Annotated in this window: 11 protein-coding genes; 3 read left to right on the top strand and 8 right to left on the bottom strand. The window is 39.4% G+C overall.

Annotation, left to right across the window (positions count from 1 at the left end):
* Positions 1-478: 478 nt before the first annotated feature.
* From EV200_RS19885 to araA, 3 genes are all read left to right on the top strand, one after another.
* Positions 479-2,176, top strand: coding sequence for a ribulokinase (locus tag EV200_RS19885; protein WP_132535862.1), 1,698 nt, complete (start codon positions 479-481; stop codon positions 2,174-2,176).
* Positions 2,173-2,874: an L-ribulose-5-phosphate 4-epimerase gene (locus EV200_RS19880; RefSeq protein ID WP_132535860.1), complete on the top strand. Its 702-nt coding sequence runs from the start codon at positions 2,173-2,175 to the stop codon at positions 2,872-2,874. The genes EV200_RS19885 and EV200_RS19880 overlap by 4 nt, the downstream gene beginning before the upstream one ends.
* 340 nt (positions 2,875-3,214) lie before the next feature.
* On the top strand, positions 3,215-4,705 hold the full coding sequence (araA, locus tag EV200_RS19875; RefSeq protein WP_132535858.1) for an L-arabinose isomerase: 1,491 nt from the start codon (positions 3,215-3,217) through the stop codon (positions 4,703-4,705).
* Positions 4,706-4,837: 132 nt separating this feature from the next.
* Here araA and EV200_RS19870 read toward each other — a convergent pair whose 3' ends face one another.
* From EV200_RS19870 to fucP, 8 genes are all read right to left on the bottom strand, one after another.
* On the bottom strand, positions 4,838-5,113 hold the full coding sequence (locus EV200_RS19870; protein ID WP_132535856.1) for a hypothetical protein: 276 nt from the start codon (positions 5,111-5,113) through the stop codon (positions 4,838-4,840).
* Positions 5,101-5,295 carry a transcriptional regulator gene (locus tag EV200_RS19865; protein ID WP_132535854.1) on the bottom strand — a complete coding sequence of 65 codons (195 nt, stop codon included), beginning with the start codon at positions 5,293-5,295 and terminating at the stop codon, positions 5,101-5,103. The genes EV200_RS19870 and EV200_RS19865 overlap by 13 nt, the downstream gene beginning before the upstream one ends.
* A 415-nt stretch (positions 5,296-5,710) precedes the next feature.
* Positions 5,711-6,730 carry a zinc-binding alcohol dehydrogenase family protein gene (locus EV200_RS19860; RefSeq protein WP_132535852.1) on the bottom strand — a complete coding sequence of 340 codons (1,020 nt, stop codon included), beginning with the start codon at positions 6,728-6,730 and terminating at the stop codon, positions 5,711-5,713.
* 124 nt (positions 6,731-6,854) lie between these two features.
* Complete coding sequence (locus EV200_RS19855; protein WP_132535850.1) at positions 6,855-7,643, bottom strand: L-fucose dehydrogenase; 789 nt, start codon at positions 7,641-7,643, stop codon at positions 6,855-6,857.
* Between the two features lie 164 nt (positions 7,644-7,807).
* Complete coding sequence (locus tag EV200_RS19850) at positions 7,808-10,045, bottom strand: DUF5703 domain-containing protein (RefSeq protein ID WP_208864582.1); 2,238 nt, start codon at positions 10,043-10,045, stop codon at positions 7,808-7,810.
* Between the two features lie 501 nt (positions 10,046-10,546).
* Positions 10,547-11,974: a sialate O-acetylesterase gene (locus tag EV200_RS19845; protein ID WP_132535848.1), complete on the bottom strand. Its 1,428-nt coding sequence runs from the start codon at positions 11,972-11,974 to the stop codon at positions 10,547-10,549.
* A 431-nt stretch (positions 11,975-12,405) separates the two neighbouring features.
* Positions 12,406-15,822, bottom strand: coding sequence for a glycosyl hydrolase (locus tag EV200_RS19840; protein ID WP_132535846.1), 3,417 nt, complete (start codon positions 15,820-15,822; stop codon positions 12,406-12,408).
* 62 nt (positions 15,823-15,884) lie between these two features.
* Entirely contained in the window at positions 15,885-17,177 is a 1,293-nt protein-coding gene (fucP, locus tag EV200_RS19835; RefSeq protein WP_132535844.1) for an L-fucose:H+ symporter permease, read from the bottom strand.
* Positions 17,178-17,354: the final 177 nt, after the last annotated feature.

The following is a 17,354-nucleotide window of genomic DNA, read 5'->3' as shown; positions in this document are numbered from 1 at the left end:
GCCAAAGAGAAAAAATCGCAGAGAACGCGAAGATTAGGTAATTACTCCCACCAACCATTATAAGTTTTATCTCGTTAGTTTATTAAACACATTAATTACAGACGTGGGTTTTTCTGTTGGTGAGACAATACCGATAGTCGAAAATGTATGCCTAAATACTTATTACCCTAACAATTCCGCTTGATGCCTTTATTAACCACAGAGGCCAAAGAGAAAAAATCACAGAGAACGCGAAGATTGGGTAATTACTCACACCAACCATTCTAAGTTTATTCCCTAAATCTGTTCATACCATTAAATTTATAGGTAAGATAGAAGGTTACCACTCAATCCACTGGTTGGTGAGACGCCATCCGATACATGGAAATGAATTCTGCTTAATTTAAATTACTCGCCTATCGAAAATTTCTTTTAACAAATTTTCATAAAATTTTATAATCCGAATAAATAAACGTTAATTAGACGATTATTTATTGTTATGAGCGCAAACTATGTAATTGGTGTAGATTACGGGACGGACTCTGTTCGTTCGGTTCTGGTCGACACCGCAAACGGAAAAGAAATTTCAGCTTCTGTTTTTCTTTATCCCCGATGGCAAAAAGGTTTATATTGTAAACCATCTGCCAATCAATTCAGACAGCATCCATTAGATTATATTGAGGGTTTAGAACACACCATTAAAGCTTGTATTGAAAAAGCTGGTGGTGCAGAAATTGCTCATTTGGTTAAAGGGATCTCTATTGATACCACAGGTTCTAGTCCGGTTGCGGTTGATGCCACTGGCACTCCCCTGGCACTCACCTCTGGTTTCGAGGAAAATCCAAATGCCATGTTTGTGCTTTGGAAAGACCATACTGCTGTTAAAGAAGCTGCTGAAATTAATGAGCATGCCACAAAATTCCCGGTGAACTACCTTAAATACGTAGGTGGGATCTATTCTTCTGAATGGTTTTGGGCAAAATTATTGCGCACTTTAAGGGTTGATTCGTCTATAGTAAAAGGTGCTGCATCATGGGTGGAACATTGCGACTGGATTCCATTCTTATTAAGTGGTGGAACAGATGTAACCACCATGAAACGCAGTCGTTGTGCGGCCGGACATAAAGCTTTATGGGCCGAAGAATTCAATGGCTTACCTCCTGAAGATTTCTTTAGCAGCCTTGATCCGCTTTTAGCCGGATTTAGAGATAAATTATTTAATGATACTTACACTTCAGATATTTCTGCTGGAACGTTAAGTGAGGAATGGGCAGGAAAATTAGGTTTAAATACAGATGTGGTAATCGGCGTAGGTGCCTTCGATGCGCACATGGGGGCAGTTGGTGGACAGATTGAGCCTTACTATTTAAGTAAAGTGATGGGAACCAGTACCTGCGATATATTGGTTGCGCCTAGTCAGGATTTACATGGCAAACTAATCGGCGGTATCTGCGGACAAGTGAATGGTTCTGTCATTCCAGGTATGGCAGGTTTAGAGGCAGGTCAGTCTGCCTTCGGCGATGTTTATGCCTGGTTTAAAAACCTGATCAGCTGGCCTTTAAATCATTTATTAACCGAATCAGATTTAATTGACGAAGCAACAGCCATTGCTTTAAAAGACGAATTGGAAAGTAAAATCATTGCCAATCTAAGTCAGCAAGCTGAAGCTTTAGATGATGATGATTATGCTGAATTAGCCATTGATTGGTTAAATGGTAGGAGAACGCCTGATGCTAATCAGGAGCTTAAAGGTGCCATTACCGGTTTAGGTTTAGGTACAGATGCACCAAGATTTTTCCGTGCTTTGGCTGCTGCAACTTGTTTCGGTGCAAAAGCCATTGTAGATCGTTTTAAAGAGCAGGGTGTTCCAGTTAAGGGAATTATCGGTATTGGTGGTGTGGCTAAAAAATCAGCTTACATTATGCAAATGATGGCTGATGTATTGGAAATGCCCATCAGAATTCACCGTTTCGAACATACCTGCGCATTAGGTGCGGCCATGTTTGCAGCGGTTGCAGCAGGGATCTATCCAAATATAGAGGCAGCGATGGCCGCTATGGGTACCGGTTTTGAAAAAGAATATACCCCAAGTGTGAAAAAGCAGAAATTGTATCGCCAACATTATCAGGCTTACTTAGGCTTAGGTAGATACCTTGAAAAACATAATAAAAAAGACGTAAAACCTTACTTGTCATGAGCAATTACCAGGATATAAAAGAACAGGCTTACCAGGCCAATATGCAGTTGCCAAAGCTGGGACTGGTACTCTTTACTTTCGGGAACGTAAGTGCAGCCGATCGTGCTAAGGGTGTTTTTGCCATTAAACCAAGTGGTGTGCCTTACGAAGATTTATCACCGGAAAAAATGGTGATCGTAGATTTTGATGGGAATACTGTTGAAGGAAGTTTGCGTCCATCTTCAGATACCAAAACGCATGCGGTTTTATATAAACATTGGGAAGATATTGGCGGCGTGGTACACACCCACTCTACCTATGGAACTGCCTGGGCGCAGGCACAAAAGGCTATTCCGATTTTTGGAACTACGCATGCCGATCATTTAACAGTCGATATTCCTTGCGCACCACCAATGGATGATGCCATGATTAAAGGGAACTACGAATATGAAACTGGCTTTCAGATTATGAATCACTTTCAAAGTCTGGGACTAAGCTACAAGGAAGTAGAAATGATCCTGGTCGGTAATCACGCACCTTTTACCTGGGGAAAAACTGCTGAAAAAGCGGTATATAACAGTGCAGTTTTAGAAGCAGTAGCACAAATGGCCTTGTTAACACAACAGATTAATCCGCAGGCACCGAAGTTGAAAGATTCGCTCATTGAAAAACACTTTGAACGGAAGCATGGTGCAGGAGCTTATTATGGACAGGTTTAGGGAGTCTTTAGTCTTGATTCTTAAGTCATTAGTCCTGGGTGCATAAGAAAGTTGGGAGTTGAGAGTAATGAGTTTGGAGTCTCCACCCATCGTCATTGCGAGGAGGAACGGCGAAGCAACCTCATTTAGTAAATGCTATTTGAAGAGCAATTGATGGAGTTGGGAGTTAAGAGTCTCCACCCATCGTCATTGCGAGAGCCAGCTCCGATTTATCGGAGAGGTACGACAAAGCAATCTAATTCGATCAAATAATCTTTCAAATGAGATTGCTTCAACCGATGAAAAATCGATTGAAGCAATGACGGAAAATAAAAATATTAGTATTTAAATAAAGTAAATAATGATTGATTTAAAAAAATTACAAGTTTGGTTTATCACTGGTACACAACATTTGTACGGTGAGGAAACCTTAAAACAAGTGGCGGATCATGCACAGGAAGTAGCAGAATCTTTAAACAAAAATGGAAATATCTCCGTTTCGGTAGTTTACAAACCGATTGTAAAAACGACTGAAGAAATTTTCGAAACCTTACAACAAGCCAATATCGATGAAAATTGCATTGGTGTAATCACCTGGATGCACACCTTCTCTCCTGCTAAAATGTGGATCAGGGGTTTAAATGTTTTGCAGAAACCATTGCTTCATTTACACACGCAATTCAACCGTGATATTCCTTGGAATACCATCGATATGGATTTCATGAACTTAAATCAAAGTGCACATGGTGACCGTGAATTTGGTTTCATGGTGACCCGCATGCGTAAAGATCGTAAAGTAGTGGTTGGACACTGGCAAGATGAAGAAGTAGCCAAACAAATTGATACCTGGTGCAGAGCTGCTGCCGGATGGAACGATTGGCAAGGTGCTAAATTTGCTCGTTTTGGTGATAATATGCGTTATGTTGCCGTAACCGATGGTGATAAAGTTGAAGCAGAAATGAAATTTGGCTTCGCGGTAAATACTTATGGCATAGGTGATTTAGTGGCTGTAATTAACGCGATAGATGAAGCTTCTGTTCAGGATTTATTGAAGGAATACGAAGAAACGTACCACATGGCCGATGATTTGAAAGCTGGTGGTGCCAGACATCAATCTGTTTATGATGCTGCAAAAATCGAACTGGGCTTAAGAAAATTCCTGGTAGATGGTGGTTTCAAAGGCTTCTCTGATACTTTTGAGGATTTACATGGTATGATTCAGTTACCGGGTATCGCTGCGCAACGTTTAATGGCCGATGGTTATGGCTTCGCTGGTGAAGGTGACTGGAAAACAGCTGCTTTGGTTCGCGCTTGTAAAGTAATGGGCGCTGGTTTACCTGGAGGCAATGCTTTTATGGAAGATTATACTTACCATTTCGACCCATCAAATTCAATGGTTTTAGGATCGCACATGCTTGAGGTAGATGCATCTTTGGCGAATGGCAAAGCGAGTTTAGAGGTTCATCCTTTAGGTATTGGTGGCAAAGCTGACCCTGCTCGTTTGGTTTTCAACGTAGGTAGCGGCGATGCTCTAAATGCTTCTTTAATTGACATGGGCAATCGTTTCCGTTTGTTGGTGAATGAAGTGACTGCTGTTGAAGCAGAGCATGATTTACCAAACTTACCTGTTGCGCGTGTGCTTTGGAAACCGCTTCCTGATATGAAAACTGGTTGTGCGGCATGGATCTATGCTGGTGGTGCACACCATACGGCTTATAGTCAGAATTTAACGACAGAACATTTATCAGATTTTGCAAATATTGCTGGTTTGGAATATATCAACATTGGTGCTGATACTAAAATCAATCAATTCAGAAATGAATTGCATTGGAATGAGGTTGCTTATAAATAATTCACAATAAACTTTCCAATCTTAAAGCCGATAGTTTTATAAATTATCGGCTTTTATTTTTTAAAGCGGGGCAGCAGATTCGCAGATTATAATTTGGTTGGTGAGACACCAACCAATAGAGAGTCTCAAAGACTAGCCCTTCACAATAGCAGTAAAATCTGAAAAATCTTCTATCTTAAATACTCTAATATCTCTTACTGATTTTTTGAACCAATCAATATTAGATAGAATATTAATGGCTTTATAAACTGCAGTTAAATTCCCTTCTGTAACATAAGTACTGCCTTGAATCCAATAAAAACCATTTTTATTTAAATGATTTTTTATTTCGACATAAGCACTATGATATTTCTCGCCATATTCTTTTTTCAAATCAGCGATAGTCATATCAAAACTTAATGCGTACATGCTTCTTTACTTAAAAGCCTAAAAAGATCTTCTTTTTCAAAAAATACTTCACCATCTTCAGATTCTGCTGTAATAACGATACCAGCAAAAGGATTTTCTTCTATTTCTTTGATAGTTCCATTAATCCAATCAGATCGATCAGTTACTTGGGGAGAGATTGAAACTTTGTCGCCTATTTTCATGTTGAATTGGTATTATCGTTTTTGAACTCATATTAACAATAGCAAATATAAATATTTTAAAATATAGATAAATGTTTTGTTCAAAGGCAAAAGCATCTTCAGATCGGCTAAGTTTTTAGTCTCCATCTTATGAAAACGGGGCCGCAGATTTGCAGATTATCATAAAGTGGTTGGTGAAACACCAATCAATAGAGAGTCTTATTCAACTTGCGAAGTTTCAAAGGCTGAGCGCAGGAAGAACTTCGAAAGTTTCCAAAATGATCTTCAGACTGACGAAGTTTTGCCACTTCACAAACCCATCTAAACTTCGTAAGTCTTTATGATTTGGTTGGTGAGAGACCAACCAATAGAGAAGTGTTTAATAGATGCTGAAATGAATTCAGCATGACGCCCACGGTAAAAGTATGGCTAAAGTTTAATTTGCCATATTAACCATCGCTTTAATTACACCATTCTTCGGGTCTAACCAATTTTTAAATTCATCCTTTACTTCCTCAAATTTTACCTGGTGCGTGATATAAGTGGTGGGTTTCACTAAACCTGCTTTCATGGATTTAATTACATGTTCAAAATCTTCGATATTGGCATTTCTGCTGCTCATTAAAGTAGATTCTCTTTTATGGAATTCGGGATGATTAAAAATCAGATCACCTTTTTGCAAGCCAATCAGCACGAACCTAGCTCCATGCGCCATATAATTAATGGCATTGTTAATCGCTTTTTGATTTCCCGTGGCATCAATGACTACTGTAGGCATATCGCCATTGGTGATCTGACTTAACTGCTCTGCTACATCTACTGATTGTGCATTAATGGTATGAACAACGCCAAGTTTTTCTTTACAAAAAGCCAGGCGATCATCATTGATATCCAGCGCAATTACCTTTCCTCCGGCAATTCGGGCAAACTCCATTGTACCTAAACCAATAGGACCAGCGCCAATAACTAAAACAAATTCGCCAGGTTGAACATCAGCTCTGCGGACACCATGCGCACCTATGGCCAAAGGCTCTACTAAAGCCAGTTCATCATAACTCAATCCTTCGCCATGTAAAAGCGTCCGCGAAGGCACCTGCAGATACTCCCGCATTCCACCATCTACATGCACTCCACAAACCTGCATTTTCACACAGCAGTTTGGCTTATTCATGCGGCAGGCAATACATTCTCCACAATTGAAGTAAGGGATAAAAGTAACAGCCTCTCCTATTTGGAAACCTTCGGCACCATCTGCTTCTACCAATTCTCCGGAAAGCTCGTGACCTAAAACCCGTGGATAATTGAAGAAAGGCTGAGTACCTTCAAAAGCATGTAAATCAGTTCCACAGATCCCGATACGTTTAATTTTTATAATGGCGTGGTCTTTTTTAAGTTCAGGTTTTTCAGTTTCTGAATATTCGAAGGTTCCGGGTGTGGTGCAGGTAAGGGTTTTCATTTGTTTTGAATGAGAGAATGATTGAATTTTGAATTAGTGAATTTTGAATGAAAGAATGTTTAAGTTTTGAATGAGAGAATGTTTAAAGCAATTGCATAGCCATTTACTCATTCTATATTCTCTATTATGCGTTTGCCAAAGCCCTGTCTAAATGCACATAGCCGCCATCAACATGAATAATTTGTCCGGTGGTATGGCTCGATTTATCTGACAATAAAAATGCTGTCATGTTGGCGATTTCTTCTGCTGTAGTCATTCGGTTTTCGAATGGAATTTTAGAAGTAATTTCATCCAGCTTCGCTTGGGCATCTGGCAAAGTTTCAATCCAGGTTTCATAGGCTGGGGTCCAGCATTCTGCCACTACCACTGCATTTACGCGGATGCCATATTTTAATAATTCAACTGCCCACTCGCGGGTTAAGGCATTTCTTCCACCATTCGCAGCGGCATAAGCCGAGGTATTTCCTTGTCCGGTTTCGGCAGTTTTAGAAGTGATATTTACAATTGCGCCTTTGCTTTTAATTAATTCAGGCAAGGTATGATGAGCCATCAGATAATAATGAACCATATTTTTATGCAACGAGGCCATAAAATCTTCATAATTACCGTTTTCTAAGCCTACACCATCGTTCACACCAGCATTATTGACCAATCCATCAATCCGACCAAACTTTTTAATAATGGCCGCGATTACATTTTTACAATCTTCAGGGTTTGATAATTCAGCAACAAACTGAGCTGCCTGGCCACCGCTTTCTTTAATGGCCGCAACGACTTTTTCATTGTCTTCCGGTTTTCTACCCACGATAACCGCAATTGCATGCTCTTTGGCAAACACCTCTGCAATGCTTCGGCCAATGCCTTTTGCAGCGCCGGTAATCACAATAACTTTTTCTTTTAAATTTAAATCCATGTCTTTTTTTAATTAGTGAGTGAATTTTGAATTAATGAATGAGTGAGTTTTGAATGAGTGAATTTTGAATGAGTGAACGTTCTATCAAATCTCTAATTCTATCAATCTCCATTAAATCATTCTATTATTCAATCAATCTATCATTCAGTCAATCTCTCATTCCATTACTCTATCATTACTTTTACATCTACTTTTCTCGCTTCTGGCAATACTTTCAAATCAATTAGTTTACCATCTTTTAGCGTTCCTTCAACTGTGGTTTGGTATGGCGCATAAAGTTTGAAATGTACATCCCAATCTTTAGGCCACGCAGGAAACAGATAAATCTTTTTTCCATCTACTTGCATTAACATTTCCTGTAAACCAATCATTCCCGAGCCACCCCAGTTGTGATCAGGCGTCCAGTCGAAACCCGGTCCCCAGAAAGCCGGAAACCTTCTTCCCGAATCTTTAAGTTTTAAGGTGGTAAGCTTGGCGGCTTCTTCGGTTAAACCTAATCTAGCTGCGAAAATATTATCTTGTTTCCATCCTACGTAACTTCTAAATTTGAGTACATCGGTATCATATTTAAATGTATTGATGGCCGTATCCAGTCCAGGTTTGCCGATGCCGTAAATTCCCCAAGGATAAACCGGGTATAACTGCGGACTTTCTGTATTATTGATGCGCTCCCAAACTTTTGCAGGGGAAATGGTGGTATGTCCATCGAACTGGCTAAAACTAATCGGAGGAATCGTCTGAAGCATTTCAGTCCACTCTTTCTTTTTACTGTCGGGCAAGGATGGATATTCGATCAACTGCTTCAGCACTGTTTTCAAAGCCGAAATGGTGGAGGTAGAATTGTATGCCATTTTATAGGTTTCGGCACCAGACCCCGGATATAAAACCAAATGACCGTTTCCATCAAGCGATTTTGCCCCTCTTTGCTTGGCTAGCTGGGTATAATGTCCCTTAAAAAAGGTGAGCGAGCTTTCGATCAAAGGAAGATATTTATCAATATTTTGATGATCATATCGTTCGGTTTCCAAGATCATCATACAAAATTCTAAAACGGTATCCCATTCGTATTCCAACCAGGCATTGTATTCCAGACCCTTGTTATAGTCTGTTGGACGTTTCCATCCATATTCTGCAGGATTTGGCAAACCAAAATTCTCTAACTGTTCGGTAAAACTGGCACCCTTATGCCCCCAAGCCGCTTCCGTTCTGATTTCTGCATTCTTGAGCAGTTTGAGGTAAAAATCGAACTGCGGTTCCATCAGCTCAAAATCGCCACTTTTTAGCATTGGCCAATATACCAAACGCTGGTTTTGAGCAGTGTGTGTTCCTCCACCCCAGTTTCTAAAATCGGGTGTATACTTTAATGTAGAATCTGTAAGTTGAGGATCGAAAGTAAATAAACCGCCATTGAATTTGGTTGGATATTTTCCAAAGGCATTGCAGCCCAGCATATACCGGAATAATTGATAGTTTTTTGATGATTGATTCGCCGTTTCATCTTTTGAACTGATATAAATAAAACTTTTTTTCCAGTAATCGTTCCACCATTTAATACTAGCCTTTTGACTTACCGCAGGTTTAATTGCATTTATTTCCTTTTCCCAAGCCTGAACCGATGTTGTACTGGTATTTAAGCGAATGGTAATTTGCTCAGATTTTGTTGGCGATTTGCTCTTTAATGTCCAGCCTTGAAATGGTGTATTCAAATACGTTCCTGAATAATTTCCAGCAGGAATCATTTTGTCGCCGCGTAATGAACCGCCAAAAATTAAGTGTTTTAAGGGATTAAATAATTCTGTTTTTCTATCTTCTAATCCTTGTTGTTTTACGGCAACATCAAAAACGGTTTCAGGTTTATTTTGATGATAGAATTGAATAGTATTTCCTTTGAAGCCAATTTCGTCTTTAAAGGTTTTTATTATACCCTGTGGTGCCCATTTGTAGGAATTTTGATTATTCTCCTTCCCTTTTGTAATCCGATCTTCAAAACGCCAGCTTTCATAACTTGCTTCAGTAGTTATTTTCTGATTGGATTTAATATCAAGATGAATAACAGGATTAAAAACATCAACCCAAATCTTAATTTGAGTGTTTAATTTGCCATTTGAACCTGAAATTTGGGCATAACCATCGTTTAAAATCAGTTCCTGTTTAAATGTTTTCCCTTCGAATGGGTTTGGGCTTAATTTTAGTTTTACACGACCAAGTTTAAGCAAGGTATTATTTTCATCAAAGGTGCCACTTTGCGATAGATACAAGTAAACCTCGCCTTTTTCTACCCAAAGGTTTAGGCCAATATCACCACCGCCTACTGGCATTGATTCTGATGAGTTATGGCTCTGGGTAATCCACGTTACGTTTTCTTGTGATTGTGCTGTTGTGATTAATAATGATACAATCAAAATAGATGACCACCTTAGAAACCTAAGTGCAACTAATAATGGATTTAAAAATTTTGACCATATAAGACAGATAAGAACATATAGGTTCGTAGCTAAGATGCTTGGCGTTCCATGTGCCTTTGTGGCAATGTAGATCTTTCTGGTAAAACCCATTATCAATTTAAAATTTTGACCATATAAGACATATAAGAACATATAGGTTCCTAGCCAAGATGCTTGGTGTTCCATGTGCCTTTGTGGCAATGTAAATCTTTCCGATAAAACCCATTATCAATTTAAAATTTTGACCATATAAGACATATAAGAACATATTGGTTCCTAGCTAAGATGCTTGGTGTTCCATGTGCCTTTGTGGCAATGTAGATCTTTCCTGTTAAACCCATTATCAATTTAAAAATTTTGACCATGTAAGACATATTAGAGCATAAAAGTTTCTAGCTAAAATACATGGTTTTCCATGTGTCATTTTATCAATGTAGATCTTTCTGGTAAAACCCATTATCAATTATCCCAATTATCGGTACGGAAAGAGGACACGGGCAAACCATCGTTCCCAAATAAATCGCCATTTACAAAATCTTTGAAAGCGTAGCGAACAGCCACCGGAACTTTTACTTCCATAGCTGAAACCGTTACACTGCTTCCTTTTATAACTGCTTTCGCAGGATAAAATTTCTGATCCGCACCAGCGATTTCAAATAACGAAAGTGGTTTCCCAAAAGATGTGATGCCATTTGGAACGTTCTGAAATTTGACAATGGCTTCATTTTTCTCAATCGTGACCGATTCATATGCTGGGCTTACACCGCCAAATCCTTTTATTCCATAAGTTTGTGCCAATGCCAGGTAGGCTAAGCGTTCACCACCTTGTTTTTTATTGGCCGGGTGGATGGAATTTTCTTCGCCGATATCCAGTAGCACGGCCATGCCGGCATATGGAATTTTTGATAAAGACTTCCGTTGTGCATCCCTAATGAAGGCCGAATTGTTAATTTTTGTTCCTTTACCAACAGTTGAATAATTATAACTGAAAGGTGCGATTTGCGCATAGTAGAAAGGAAATTCTCCAATAGCCCAATGTTGCCTCCAGCTGGAAACCATTGCCGGGAAGAAGTCTTCGTATCGGTCTGGCCTTTCGAAATTGGATTCGCCCTGGTACCAGATGGCTCCCTTTATGCCATAACCAATTACCGGATAAAGCATACCATTGTACAAAGTGGTTGGCGTACGACTCACTTCTTTAATTAAATCACCTTTTGAAGGGATTTTGATTTCAGGAAAAGGTTTTAAATCTTCCGGCGACATCCAGGCTTCAATTGTAGAGCCACCATAACTATCATTGATGATTCCAATTGGAACGGCTAATACTTCGCTGAGCAGCTTCCCGAAAAAGTAACCTGTCGCACTGAAATTTGAAACCGCCTCGGGTTCGGCCAATTTCCATTGAGAAGCTTTGCTATTGTCTTGTTTTTCTGTAATAGATGAACGTGGGACGGTATACAGTCTGATATTTTGGTTTGTAGATTTTAAAATTGCCTCTGCCGAACCTATAATTGGCTGACTCTTAAAGCCCTTCATTGGCATTTCCATGTTGGATTGTCCGCCACAGAACCATACCTCACCGATCAGAATATCTTTTAATACCAACTCTTCGCCATCGTCTAATTTCATTTCGTATGGTCCGCCAGCTATAGGAGTAGATACTTTTACCCGCCACTTACCATCCTGATCGCTTGTTACCTTATAGGTCTTTTTATTCCAGGACGTTTCTATTCTCACGTTGGAAGAAGGTTTTGCCCAACCCCAAACGGCCACTTCACTTTGCTGCTGCAGCACCATGTGATCGGTAAAAATGGATGCGGGTTTAACCGTTGCCGATGCGATGATGCAGCAGGTAAGGTTTAAAAATATGAGAAGTTTTAGTTTCATTTTTCTTATCATTTGCTAACAGCTGAAATCCAATTTCATGCTGGCTTATTTTTTATATGGAGTCTATAACACCCCGCCTTTCAGGCACCCCTACAAAAGAGGAGAATTCCCCTCATAGTTCTATATCATAAATGCCTCGCAATAACGATTATTTATTTACCTACTTACCGGCAACCAGACAGACATCTCCGAAGATCGTTATAAATTACCTACATATTTGAAACTATGGTTTCGGTGGCTACTTTAAAACGATCTGCGCATATCTGAAGTCGTAAAGTATGAAGGACAAAATTCTCGGTCGCATGAGGTAGCTTTTTTATCATTATATTAATTTTTAAATTGAAAATTGTTGAGCGTAGACCATAGTTTGAATTAAAACCAGTATTCAATACGATTATCTTTTTCATTTATTTGACATATTAAATTCTTATTTACTCTTCAACTTGTATCACTACTGGCCCCAATAATCCGGCAGGATTTAAAGGTTTATCTGCTAAGCGGAACGGAGCAGTAGTTTTGGTAAGTCTTTTATTTTCTGGTAATTTACCATCTCCAATTAAACGATTAGCCCAGGTGTTTGTCACTTCTATAATAATTTCATTTTCGCCTCTTTTAATGGCTTTACTAATTTCAAGGCGATGCGGAGCCGTCCATAAGGTGCCGCAATCTATACCATTAATTTTCACTTCAGCAATGCTAGAAAATTCACCTAAATCAATCCAGATTTTTTCATTTGTATTTCCTTTGAAACTAAAGTTTCTGGTGTAAACAGCTGTTCCGGAATAGTATTTCACCAAGCTATCCGCATTTTTTGTCCAATCGGTTAGTTCTTTAAAAATTACCGGCTTTGACGGGCCAGCGTAATTGGTATCGAATTTAGCCTGCCAGTTTTTAGAAATATCAAGCACACGCTTGAATATACTTGAATTAGCGCCAAGGTTTAATTGAGTTAAATTTGTCTTTTCTTTAAAAATCACGAGAGTTGAACCGTTTGCTGGCAATCTCAAATTAAAATTAGTTTTGCCGTCTTTAATCGACCAACTTTTAAGCGCTAACGTATCGTTGGTTATTGCATTATAGATTTGAGGAATTCTGCCACTAATCCTGAAGGAAAAATTAAATTCACGATCCTGGTTCGCTTGATTTGATATAAAGTAAACATCTGAACTAGTGTCTTTTCTATGTGCGAAAGTTATCTGCCTGGACGGTAGAATTGTAGAACTAGGCACTGATGGGATTTCAACTATATCTAAATCCTTTTCCAAACCCAAACTGGTAAAATCATTTCCTTCAAATGGCGCCCTAAAAACATGTCCTAAACCCAGTTTCTTGAGATAAATAGGTTTCCCACCACTTTTAAATGAATCGAAGTTTCCACCCCAAATCTCTTCCACTAAATTATCAAAAATAACCTGATCAACTTGCTTTAAGCCAGATTGATATAGTGGTTTATCTGCTATGATCACTTTAGCTCCTGCTTTAATTAAATCAGCAAGCTTTTTTACTGTTTCATAACTGATGTATTGATGGTTTGGATTTAACTTTAGCGCACCAGTAAAAACCAAAATCTTGTAGGTAGCGCCACTTTCAAAAACCACATCACCATTTTTTACAGTGGCTGTGCTCAACACATCCGGATTGAAACTATCATAAGCATAACCCCGAAGTGGATTCACCCAATTTCCCGGGTCAGCCATGTTTGCTGAATGCGTTACACCTGCAGGAATCTGCCGCAATGGCTCACCAACATTTGCTAAACGCTTCTGCTCAGACTCAACTATGTCTTGCCCAAAAATACCTGGCAAGGTTTCTACCAAACGATCGGGTAAAACTGAACGGCGAGGTAATTCTTCACCCGTAAAAACGGCGATATCGACAACTGGTTTGCCCTGTTGGAGTAAATTTTGAGTGCGTTCTGCGTATTCTATCCAAGCCTTCCCCTGTTTCCACCAGGTTTGATTGCGCTGAAAATACAAGCCTACGCCATCTAATGTCATTCCAGGCTTTCGATCAATCCAGGGGTTATGTGTAAAAACATGATAAACCAGTTTATTAATGCCAAGTGCATAATTCCGATCCTGCAAGGTTTTCATATTCCCCGGACTTTCATTCCAATCCATCCGAACCGTGGTAAAAGCCTCTGCCTGAATGATATTTTTGCCGTAGATATGTGCACCAGAAATGGCATCGAGCATATCATTTGGTTTATCATGTGTTGGGCTATTTAACCAGAATTCGCCCATCGGTACATCAACGGTTTTATAATGCATTAAACCATCGCTCATCATCGTGGGTGCAATGCTTTCCGCAGTGAACGTAACACCCTTCGCTTTTGCCAATCCAGCGAGTGTTTTATAAAACTGATCAACTACTAAGTCGGAGATTGTTTTTCTTACATCATATAAAAAATCTTCAGATACCTTTGCACTTTCCAAAGGCAAACCCGTCATGATGGGTAAATAAGGCGTTAAATCGTATCCCCTGCGCTTTAAAAACTCGTCTTTAAACACTGGCGACCAATTCTGGCTGCCACATTCCCAGCTATCTACGTGAAAAACACTTAATACTTTCTGAACAATTTCTTGCCCACCATGCTTCAATGCTTCGCCGTACCAGCTATCAAACTGCAATTTAACAGCTTCAGGATTAAATTTATCACATTCTAAACCTATTCCGCCGCCACCTGTAGCATTCGTATGCCCTGTAGAAGTATGTCCTACCCTTAAAATCGTCCAGTTTCCTTCTGGTGCTTTCCAATTTAATGTTCCATCAGGATTTAATTTATCCGTTAGGTTAATGACTTTATTCAGCGGAACACATAATTCCGGAGTGATTTGCTGTTCGGTACTTCTTTTACTTACCCGCCAAACGGAGCCATTCTTACCTTCAAATTGATTGATTCTTGCTTCTGAGGATATTTCCAGGTTTACTAATTTTAAAGATGGTTTCCACTTTGCTGCGTCTAAATCTTCTGCACCAGGTTCAGCGCCTTTTTTATCATAAATAAACCTGAAGAATCTGGCAGTTGTTGGCTCGATGGAATGCGTAACATCTTCATCTGTATCTTGCCAACCGTGACGTGGTGCTTCTAAACGTCCAATGGAGCGATAAGTTTTTCCATCATTGCTCACTTTGATGGCTAAACGTTGGGCCTGATAATTATTTCCGCTAACTTTTATGGTTACTGTTCTGCAAGTGAAAGGCTTTTCAAATTCATATTGAACATAGCATGGCTCATTTGAACCGAAGTTTTTCTTATTTCCTGGCTGAACCAAACCTGTCGCATCAGCACCATTGCTTGCCGTGATTTTTGGAATTACGGTACGTGTAGTGATGCTTTCGCCAGGTGGCGATGGATAGGCATAAACTGCAATATCCCGATAATAATTTTCTTTATGTTCTGGTTGAGGTAGAATAATTTTAAGTACTTTGCTACTGATACTTATCTTTGACCAAACCACTTTTTGCATAGACAATTCGGGTGTAATCCAAGGACCACCAGCAAGCGCAAAACCATCGCTTACGTGCATGCCGAGCTTCAAGCCTAAACGCTTAGCTTCATTCATCGCAAACTCCACCATTTGCCACCATTCTGGCGTAAGCTGAACTACAGGAGGTGTGTAAATTGGTGTTTTATCTGGCCCCTGAATACTCATCAAATATGCTCCGCCAATTCCGTTGGTTTTCATGGCTTCTAAATCTGCTGTAATGCCGGCTTTAGAAACCGCACCCTTTACCCAATACCAAAATACCCAAGGCTTTGCATTTTCGTTTTGTTGTGCATTAAGCTTAAAGCTAAAAGCGCAAAGCAGAAAGAACAAGAAGATTTTACTAAACGTTGGTTTCATTTTGATTTTTTTTCGTCATTGAGAGGGTTGGTTTTATCGTCCTCCGCGCAATTACTATTAATTTATTTATGCGCCACTTTATATCCTCTTAGTGCGAAGTAAAGAACGATGATAAAACATACCAAAGGAATGCTATATCCGATCTGAATATTATCGCCATACTGGTCAATCATCGTTCCCATGCCAAATGGTAAAATAGCACCGCCAACAATTGACATGATTAACCAGGAGGAACCAGGTTTGGTATCTTCCCCAATGCCTTCAATTCCTAATGCGAAGATGGTTGGGAACATGATTGACATAAAAAAGCCGATAGCTCCTAAAGCATAAACTACATAAGAACCTTGTCCTAATATTGCCACTAAGCATAGTAAAACAGAAATAACCGCATAAATGGCTAATAACTTATTTGAAGCTATAAATTGGAGTAAGGCCGTTCCGGCGAAACGCCCAGCGGTGAATAAAAATCCATAGATGGCTAGATATGAGGCCGCTGTTTTTTCATCAAATCCACCACCTTGCTGCGCCATTCTGATAAAAAAGCTCGTTACACAAACCTGTGCACCAACATAGAAAAACTGCGCAACTACCGCCCATCTTAAATGTTTATGGCGTAATGCACCAAAGAAACTACCTTTTGCCTCCCCATCTACGCTTTTCGTTTTAATCTCCGGCAGGTGAATAAAGTAAAAGATCACTGCGATAACCAACAAAATAATACCCAATGTAATGTAAGGCGTTTTTACTGATGCGGCTTCTTCCAGAAAATAACTGTTTCTGCTCGATTCAGTCATTGCTGCCAATTCTTCTTTAGTATGCGATTTGCCAGAAAGAATGAACAAGCCACCAATTACAGGCGCAACCATAGCGGCTAATCCATTAAATGAAGCGGCTAAATTTAATCTGCTTGTGGCTTTCGCCGGATCGCCAAGGATTGCTGCATAAGGGTTTGCAGAAGTTTCGAGCATGGTTAAACCACAACCAATGATAAAAAGTGCAATCAAAAATGTAGCATACGATAGGTTGTTTGCGGCAGGAACAAATAAAAATGCGCCAAAAGCAAAGGCTAATAAACCTGCAATCATTGTGGCTTTGTAACCCCATTTCTTCAAGATAATTCCAGCCGGAATCGCCATGATGAAGTAAGCGAAGAACACGGAGGTATCAATCAACGTAGATTGTTGGTTATTTAAATTACACGCTTTCTTTAAATGTGGAATTAATATAGAATCGAGGTTGTGCGCCATTCCCCAAAGGAAAAACAGACTCACTACGAGAATAAATGGCAATAAATACTTTTTTCCGGATGAGGGATCGCCCTCTGTTATGATTTCTGGATGTGTGTTGTGGTTCATTATATTTGGTTTTTTTTTGGTTTATTGGTCATTGGTTCATTAGTCATTGGTCATTAGTCATTGGTCATTAGTTCAGACCAGTTGCCTAGTCGTTCTTTCGTCAGTAGTTCATTCCGATTGGTTAGTTATATATTAAGTATAACAATTATTTTATTAAAACTATCGCTATAGGCATCC

Source organism: Pedobacter psychrotolerans (assembly GCF_004340665.1).
GTDB classification, from domain to species: domain Bacteria; phylum Bacteroidota; class Bacteroidia; order Sphingobacteriales; family Sphingobacteriaceae; genus Pedobacter; species Pedobacter psychrotolerans.
Note: the sequence above shows the minus strand (reverse complement) of the source record. Positions and strands in the feature narration are given on the sequence as shown.

Excerpts from the sequence above, each read along its gene's own strand:
- EV200_RS19885 (WP_132535862.1), top strand. The coding sequence starts at position 479 with ATGAGCGCAAACTATGTAATTGGTGTAGATTACGGGACGGACTCTGTT.
- EV200_RS19880 (WP_132535860.1), top strand. The coding sequence starts at position 2,173 with ATGAGCAATTACCAGGATATAAAAGAACAGGCTTACCAGGCCAATATG.
- araA (WP_132535858.1), top strand. The coding sequence starts at position 3,215 with ATGATTGATTTAAAAAAATTACAAGTTTGGTTTATCACTGGTACACAA.
- EV200_RS19870 (WP_132535856.1), bottom strand. The coding sequence starts at position 5,113 with ATGTACGCATTAAGTTTTGATATGACTATCGCTGATTTGAAAAAAGAA.
- EV200_RS19865 (WP_132535854.1), bottom strand. The coding sequence starts at position 5,295 with ATGAAAATAGGCGACAAAGTTTCAATCTCTCCCCAAGTAACTGATCGA.
- EV200_RS19860 (WP_132535852.1), bottom strand. The coding sequence starts at position 6,730 with ATGAAAACCCTTACCTGCACCACACCCGGAACCTTCGAATATTCAGAA.
- EV200_RS19855 (WP_132535850.1), bottom strand. The coding sequence starts at position 7,643 with ATGGATTTAAATTTAAAAGAAAAAGTTATTGTGATTACCGGCGCTGCA.
- EV200_RS19845 (WP_132535848.1), bottom strand. The coding sequence starts at position 11,974 with ATGAAACTAAAACTTCTCATATTTTTAAACCTTACCTGCTGCATCATC.
- EV200_RS19840 (WP_132535846.1), bottom strand. The coding sequence starts at position 15,822 with ATGAAACCAACGTTTAGTAAAATCTTCTTGTTCTTTCTGCTTTGCGCT.
- fucP (WP_132535844.1), bottom strand. The coding sequence starts at position 17,177 with ATGAACCACAACACACATCCAGAAATCATAACAGAGGGCGATCCCTCA.